General features: G+C 49.4%; 5 protein-coding genes and 1 pseudogene. 2 read left to right on the top strand and 4 right to left on the bottom strand.

All coding sequences use genetic code 11. The features are described 5' to 3' along the window. A pseudogene (locus KVT36_RS18220) lies at positions 1–522 on the bottom strand (proline--tRNA ligase); the annotation flags it as partial. Between the two features lie 276 nt (positions 523–798). Here KVT36_RS18220 and KVT36_RS18215 point away from each other — a divergent pair. After that, positions 799–1,791 carry a hypothetical protein gene (locus tag KVT36_RS18215; RefSeq protein WP_217604888.1) on the top strand — a complete coding sequence of 331 codons (993 nt, stop codon included), beginning with the start codon at positions 799–801 and terminating at the stop codon, positions 1,789–1,791. A 95-nt stretch (positions 1,792–1,886) separates the two neighbouring features. Further along, positions 1,887–3,437: an OmpP1/FadL family transporter gene (locus tag KVT36_RS18210; protein WP_217604887.1), complete on the top strand. Its 1,551-nt coding sequence runs from the start codon at positions 1,887–1,889 to the stop codon at positions 3,435–3,437. 55 nt (positions 3,438–3,492) lie between these two features. On the opposite strand, the gene miaA is transcribed toward KVT36_RS18210, so the two are convergent. The 3 genes from miaA to KVT36_RS18195 all read right to left on the bottom strand — a co-directional run bounded on the left by miaA (position 3,493) and on the right by KVT36_RS18195 (position 6,531). Beyond that, the gene (gene miaA / locus KVT36_RS18205; RefSeq protein WP_217604886.1) at positions 3,493–4,401 is read right to left on the bottom strand and encodes a tRNA (adenosine(37)-N6)-dimethylallyltransferase MiaA; all 909 of its coding nucleotides are present in this window, start codon (positions 4,399–4,401) and stop codon (positions 3,493–3,495) included. A 5-nt stretch (positions 4,402–4,406) separates the two neighbouring features. Beyond that, complete coding sequence (locus KVT36_RS18200; protein ID WP_217604885.1) at positions 4,407–4,979, bottom strand: plasmid pRiA4b ORF-3 family protein; 573 nt, start codon at positions 4,977–4,979, stop codon at positions 4,407–4,409. A gap of 115 nt (positions 4,980–5,094) precedes the next feature. Further along, a complete protein-coding gene (locus KVT36_RS18195; RefSeq protein ID WP_254640074.1) occupies positions 5,095–6,531 on the bottom strand; it encodes a CCA tRNA nucleotidyltransferase in 1,437 nt (478 codons plus the stop codon). Between the last annotated feature and the right edge of the window lie 77 nt (positions 6,532–6,608).

Below are 6,608 nucleotides of genomic sequence, written 5' to 3'. Positions count from 1 at the left end.
CTGCCCTCGCTGCCAGAGGAATTCGGGGGTTCGGAGGGACAGGAGGGTCCCCATTTCCCCGCGCACTCCGTTGGCCCACTGCGTTATGAGCAGCGGCAGATCGCGGTAAGAGCGGATCCAGTCTTTATAAGTGTTCCAGATGATAGTTTCGGAGGTGGGGCGTATGATGAGCTCTTCTTCCAGCTTTGCTTCGGGATCTACTATTACGCCGCCGCCATTGGGATCATTCTTTAAACGGTAGTGTGTTACTACGGCACATTCCTTGGCAAACCCTTCTACGTGGTCTGCTTCGCGGCTTAAAAAGCTCTTGGGAATGAATAAGGGGAAATAAGCATTCTGGTGGCCGGTATCCTTGAATTTTTTGTCCAGCACATCACGCATGCCTTCCCATAAGGCAAAACCATATGGTTTTATCACCATACAGCCTCTTACGGGTGAATAATCTGCTAAACCGCCTTTTAAAACCAGGTCATTATACCATTGGGAATAATCTGCTGAACGGGACGTAATTTCTTTACTCATAAAACGTTAGATACGCTGATGGGCCGCTGATCACCGGCTATTGCAACCACAGGCCTTTGGCTTAATTTTTGCTATAATATTAAAAGGAAAAATCTTACAAACCTACATGAAAATCAGAAAGCCGCAAACAGTTCGCTAAAATAAATGGATGTATGTAAGCGGGACACAGGATTGTAACATTTAACACCCGATTACCGTTTATACTTTAATATTGTTTTGTTTCCGTTAAAATAGAGTAAATTTACTATATAATTTGTTGATTAAATCACTTTCAAAATGAAATCCACACTATATGCAGCCGGAGCCGCTTTGCTTATATTGAGCAGCTGTTCTACCGCGTATAAGTCCGCCCGTACCCCGGATGATGTTTACTACTCACCCAAGTCCGAAAAGACCTATGCGTCCAACAGCAACAACAGGCAGAACCAGGGACAAACGAATGTAGCGGCAGCCGATGACCAGGACGGTACCTATGTTACCTACGATGACGAAGACCAGGGAGATTATGCACGCAGGTTAAACCGTTTCAACAACCCATCTTACAGTGGTTCCTACTATAATGATGGCACTCCCAATATTTACATGAACAATTACTACGGTGGTGGTATGGGTTATGGTTATGGCTATAGTCCTTACAGCTACTGGGGCGGTGGCTTTGGCTCCCCCTACTATGGCAGCTACTGGGGCCCTTCTCTCAGCATTGGCTTAGGCTTTGGCTGGGGTAGCGGTTTTGGTTACGGCTACAGCCCCTGGGCTTACAACCCATGGTATAGCCCCTGGTACACTCCGTACTACGGTGGTTATTATGGCGGCGGTTATGGCTACGGCCACTACCCGGGCGCTTACGGCTATGCAGCTCCCAGCCGCGGGTACCGTACCCGTAACGGTTTTGGCGGCAGCAGCTATAACAACGGCAACCGTGTAATAGGCAATAATGGCAGCACCAGCGGCGATTACCGTCCGCGCAGGATATTCTCCAACCCGAGCAATAACGGCGGCTTTAACAACGGTGGCAGAACCAGTGGTAATAACGGCAGCGGCTATCAGCCCCGCCGGATCTTCCGCTCCTCCCCCAGCGAAACCCCGACCGTAAACCCGGGCAACAATGGCGGTGGCGGCAGAAGGATCTTCTCTGCTCCTGAAAGAAGCAGCTCTCCTGCTCCGCAACGTACCTTCAGTGCACCCAGCCGTACCTTTAGCGCACCTTCAGCACCATCTGGTGGTGGCGGCGGAGGAGGCGGTGGCCGTACTTTCCGTACCAGAAACTAAATATTACCTTCTTTCCTATAGAGAAAACAAATACCCTGGCATCAAACACCAGGGTATTTTTTAATTCAGCTATACTATCTCAAAACGTTAAAAGAATGATTAAAAAAGTTGCGTTGACCTTTGCAATGACCGGGATCTGTTATGCCGTAAGCGCCCAAACCATTACCGATGCATTGCGTTACAGCACCACCAATCCAACCGGCTCATCCCGCATACTGGCTACCGGCGGCGCGGCCGGCTCACTGGGCGGCGACTATAGCTCCATGTTCATTAACCCCGCAGGTGTGGCTTTCTTTAAGACCAGCGAGGCTGGTTTTTCACTGGGTTTCCAGAACTCATCCAACACCGGCACTTACCTGGGTACCAAGGGAAGCGATAACCGGGGTAACCTGTATGTGAACAGTGCGGCGTTTATATTTGGCGGCAGTAAGAAGAACCCTAACAGCAAATGGGAGAACTTTTCCATTGGCCTGGGCATTACCCGTACCAATAACTATAACGACCAGGTATATTACCGGGGCGTTAACAAAGAATCGTCTTTCTCAGATAACTACCTGATACAGCTGCGTGGCGTTACGGACCCGAACCTGCTAAGCAGCGACGGGCAGTATGCGCATGGCGCCGACCTGGCCTATAAAACCGGCCTGATAGGCCCCCATACTACCAACGGGCAGCCGGATGGCGCCTGGGAAAGCATTGTACCGGTAACCACCGGCATTACCCAGGAAAACACTTTCCTTTCCAAGGGCAGCGCCAATGAGATAAACCTTTCTGTGGGCGGTAATTACAGCGACCAGTTCTATATTGGAGGTAGCTTAAACATTCCGCAGTACCATTACGAAAGCACCCGCACTTTCCGTGAAACGAACACTTCCAGCACACAGAGCCCGCTGAACTACTATGATGTAGTGGAAGACCTGACCACTGACGGGGTAGGCTTTAATACCAAGATCGGGCTTATTTACCGGCCGGTAGCGCCTTTACGGATAGGCCTTACCTATGTATCGCCTACCTGGGCATCTTTTACGGACAATTATATTACCAGCATGGTAACCGATACCAAGGATTTTGGCGTGCAGGTGGCCAACTCAACGGAAACCAATAATGGTTATTCCGATGAGTCCAAGTATAACATTACCACGCCTATGAAGGGTATTGCCAGCTTAAGCTATGTATTTCGCCCGGCAGGCGGGGATATGACCAAACCTTCCGGTTTTATTACGGCGGACTATGAGTATACGAACTTTTCCTCCATGAAAATGAAGATGAAGAATGGCGGCCCTAATGACCAGGCAGATTCTCAAACGCTGAACCAGGCTATTGATAATACTTACCAGGCGGCTTCCAACTTCCGGGTTGGTGGTGAGCTGAAGCTGAATATTTTCGCTATCCGCGCAGGTTTTGCCTATTATGGCAATCCTTATAAGATCAGCGGTATAGACGGCTCCCGTACCTACTATACCGGTGGCGTAGGTTACCGTAACCGTGGCCTGTACCTGGATCTGGCGCTGGTTTATGGCAGCAATACCCGCCAGGATCAGCCTTACACCGTACTGCCTAACCAGGAGAATGTACCTTCTCCGAAACCGGCTGATATTAAGAATAATATTGCGAATGTAACGGCTACTATAGGGTTTAAGTTTTAATTACGAATTGAGTACTTTATATAAGAAAGTCCTGCACTTTCATGCAGGACTTTTTTTATAAAGGTGATTGAGCTATGTGCTGGAGATGTTGCAGTACTGCGTGATGGTCGCGGGCATCGAACCAGGTGATCTCTGCATCTTTGCGGAACCAGGTGAGCTGGCGTCTGGCGTATTGGCGGGTATGCGTTTTAATGAGGTCTATGGTGGTATCCAGGGAAGTGGCGCCATCCAGGTGGTCGAATATTTCCTGGTAACCCACGGTCTGTAATGCGTTGTGAAAGCGGTAGGGCAATACCTGCTGCACTTCTGCTACCAGGCCGGCAGCTATCATATGATCTACCCGGGTATGAATGTTCTGATGCAGGAGCTCTTTGGGTAAGGTGATGCCTATTTTAATAATGCGGAAATCCCTTTGTACGCGGGGCGCTGTTCTGAAGGTGGTAATGGAGCGGCCTGTAGCCGTAAGCACTTCCAGGGCGCGCATTAAACGCATGGGGTTCCGGATCTCTGCACTGGCATAAAAACCGGGATCCTGCTCCTGTACCTGCTGCTGCAGCCAGGGAAGCCCTTCCTGCTCATATTGAGCCGTGATCTGCTGCCGGATGGCGGGGGGTATGGGCGGCATATCATCTATACCTTCGCAAAAGGCTTTTATGTACAGGCCTGTGCCGCCGCACATAACAGCTACCTCATTTTTTGCAAAGATCTGCCGGGTGTATTGCAGGGCCAGTTTTTCAAACAGGCCTGCGCTTACTTCTTCTTTTATGGAATGGGAATCAATGAAATAATGTGGAACGGTTTGTAACTCCTGCGGGGAGGGCTTGGCGGTGCCAATGCTTAACTCCCTGTAACACTGACGGCTATCCGCAGAAATGACAGCCGTTCCAAATGTTTGCGCCATCCGTATAGCCAGTGCCGTTTTGCCGGAAGCGGTAGGACCGCAAAGGATAATGACGGTGCGCATGGGAATTAAAACGCTTCTTCGTCTCCGGCTACTTCTTCTTCATCATCCTCCGCGTTTTCGTCGTCTTCACCTTCTTCGCCGAAACCATCTTCACTCATGCCTTCTTTATTGAGATCGTATTTTTCTTCCATTTCCACCAGCTTATCGCCTATGAGGCCTTTGGTGCCGTACTGGCTGGGGGCCAGGCCTTCTTTGCGTACGCAGAAGGGGTACATCATTTTGGCATTTTCCTCTTTGGAAATGCCGATCAGCTCAACCAGGAACGTCCAGTTCTTGGCAAAGTCATAGAGGTATATGAACTTCTGGTTAGGGGCCTTTACAGCTGCTGCAATAGGGGTATCCGACATCAGCAGGGGCTCTGCCTTGCGGGGAGCATTATCCGCTTCCAGTATGATCTCACGTCCGCGCTGCCAGTTATCGTTGCTACGGTAAAAGGTGGCTTTATGTTTAGTGTCAAACTCAAAAGATTGTAAAATGCTCTGATGAAATTGTAGAAAGGTTTGATTTGGCTTTATGGCTATATCCCTGTAAACGCTTTCATCTTCTTCCCAGTAAACTCTGAATTTCAAAACCGGCATGACAAATATATGTTATAGGTTTTAGTAATGTTTTAGTAACAAATGCTGGCATTTACCGCCGCAAAAATGATGCTTGATTCAAGATCTATCCTTTAACCACGTAAATTTACCATTTTTATTTAACCGGGTGCAAATCCATAGCGCCGGCTTTTTCCAGCATAAATGCATAAGCCGCTTCGTAGGTGTTGGGGATCTCCCCGTCCAGGATGGCTTCGCGGATAGCGTTTTTAAGGTCGCCTACCTGCTTACAGGGCTGCAGCCCGAATGTTTCCATAATTACCTCGCCGGTTACCGGTGGCTGCCAGTTGCGGATACGGTCACTTTCTTCCACTTCCTTTAGCCGTTGCCGTACCAGCTCAAAGTTCTCCAGGTAGCGCTTCACTTTTGCGCGGTTCTTTGAGGTGATGTCTGCTTCGCACAACATCATCAATGCATCAATATCGTCCCCGGCATCAAACAGCAAACGCCGTATAGCCGAATCCGTAATACTTTCCTTTGTGAGGCTGATGGGCCGTAAGTGCAGCTCTACCAGCTTTTTTACCAGGCGCATTTTTTCATGCTGCGGCAGCTTCAGGCGTGCAAAGATACGGGTCACCATCTTACCTCCTACCGCATCGTGCCCGTGAAAGGTCCAGCCATGGGCCGGCTCAAAGCGTTTGGTAGCGGGCTTGCCAATGTCGTGCAGGAGCGCGGCCCAGCGCAGCCACAGGTCTTTGGTATGGCGGGAGATATTATCTACCACCTGCAAAGTATGATAAAAATTATCTTTATGCCCTTTGCCTTCCACCATTTCCACGCCTACCAGGTCTATCATCTGCGGAAAAATGATCTTCATTAAACCGCCGCGGTATAACAGGTCCAGCCCTACGGAGGGTTTGGTGGATAACATGATCTTGTTAAACTCGTCGGTTATACGTTCCTGTGATACGATCCTGATCCGGTGTGCATTTTCCTGGATGGCTGTAAAGGCTTCAGGATGAATAGTGAATTGCAGCTGGGAGGCAAAGCGGATGGCCCGCATCATGCGCAGGGGATCATCGCTAAAGGTTTGCGAAGGTTCCAGCGGGGTGCGGATCAGCTTCTGATCCAGGTCTGCCAGGCCATTGAAGGGATCCAGCAGGCTGCCGTAATCATCTTCTTTGAGGCTTACGGCCATGGCGTTAATGGTGAAATCGCGGCGCAGCTGATCATCCTGCAGGGTACCGGCTTCTACTTCCGGGTTGCGGGAATGATCGCGGTAACTTTCTTTGCGGGCGCCTACAAACTCTATTTCCAGCTCATTCCATTTTATTTGTGCGGTGCCATAGGTTTTGAAGAAATTCACCGGCACATTTTCCCCTATGATGGACGCTACCTTATGGGCCAGGGCAATGCCATCGCCCACACATACCACGTCCATATCTTTGGTATTGCGGTTCAATAATTTATCACGCACAAAGCCGCCGATCAGGTAACAGGGCACACCCAGCTCCCGGGCAGCCACGGCTATCTGCTCTAACACTTTACGTTCCTGCAAGGTACAGGGAATGTCTATAGGCTTCCTGCTGATCATACTAGAAAAAGATATAAAAACCGCAAAAGTATTCCTTTAATTAATAATTCAGAATTAATAATGAACAATAACACGTA

The sequence above is a fragment of the Chitinophaga sp. GbtcB8 genome (assembly GCF_019091455.1).
Lineage (GTDB): Bacteria > Bacteroidota > Bacteroidia > Chitinophagales > Chitinophagaceae > Chitinophaga.
This window is presented reverse-complemented; position numbering and strand designations above follow the sequence as displayed.

Excerpts from the sequence above, each read along its gene's own strand:
- KVT36_RS18195 (WP_254640074.1), bottom strand. The coding sequence starts at position 6,531 with ATGATCAGCAGGAAGCCTATAGACATTCCCTGTACCTTGCAGGAACGT.
- miaA (WP_217604886.1), bottom strand. The coding sequence starts at position 4,401 with ATGCGCACCGTCATTATCCTTTGCGGTCCTACCGCTTCCGGCAAAACG.
- KVT36_RS18200 (WP_217604885.1), bottom strand. The coding sequence starts at position 4,979 with ATGCCGGTTTTGAAATTCAGAGTTTACTGGGAAGAAGATGAAAGCGTT.
- KVT36_RS18215 (WP_217604888.1), top strand. The coding sequence starts at position 799 with ATGAAATCCACACTATATGCAGCCGGAGCCGCTTTGCTTATATTGAGC.
- KVT36_RS18210 (WP_217604887.1), top strand. The coding sequence starts at position 1,887 with ATGATTAAAAAAGTTGCGTTGACCTTTGCAATGACCGGGATCTGTTAT.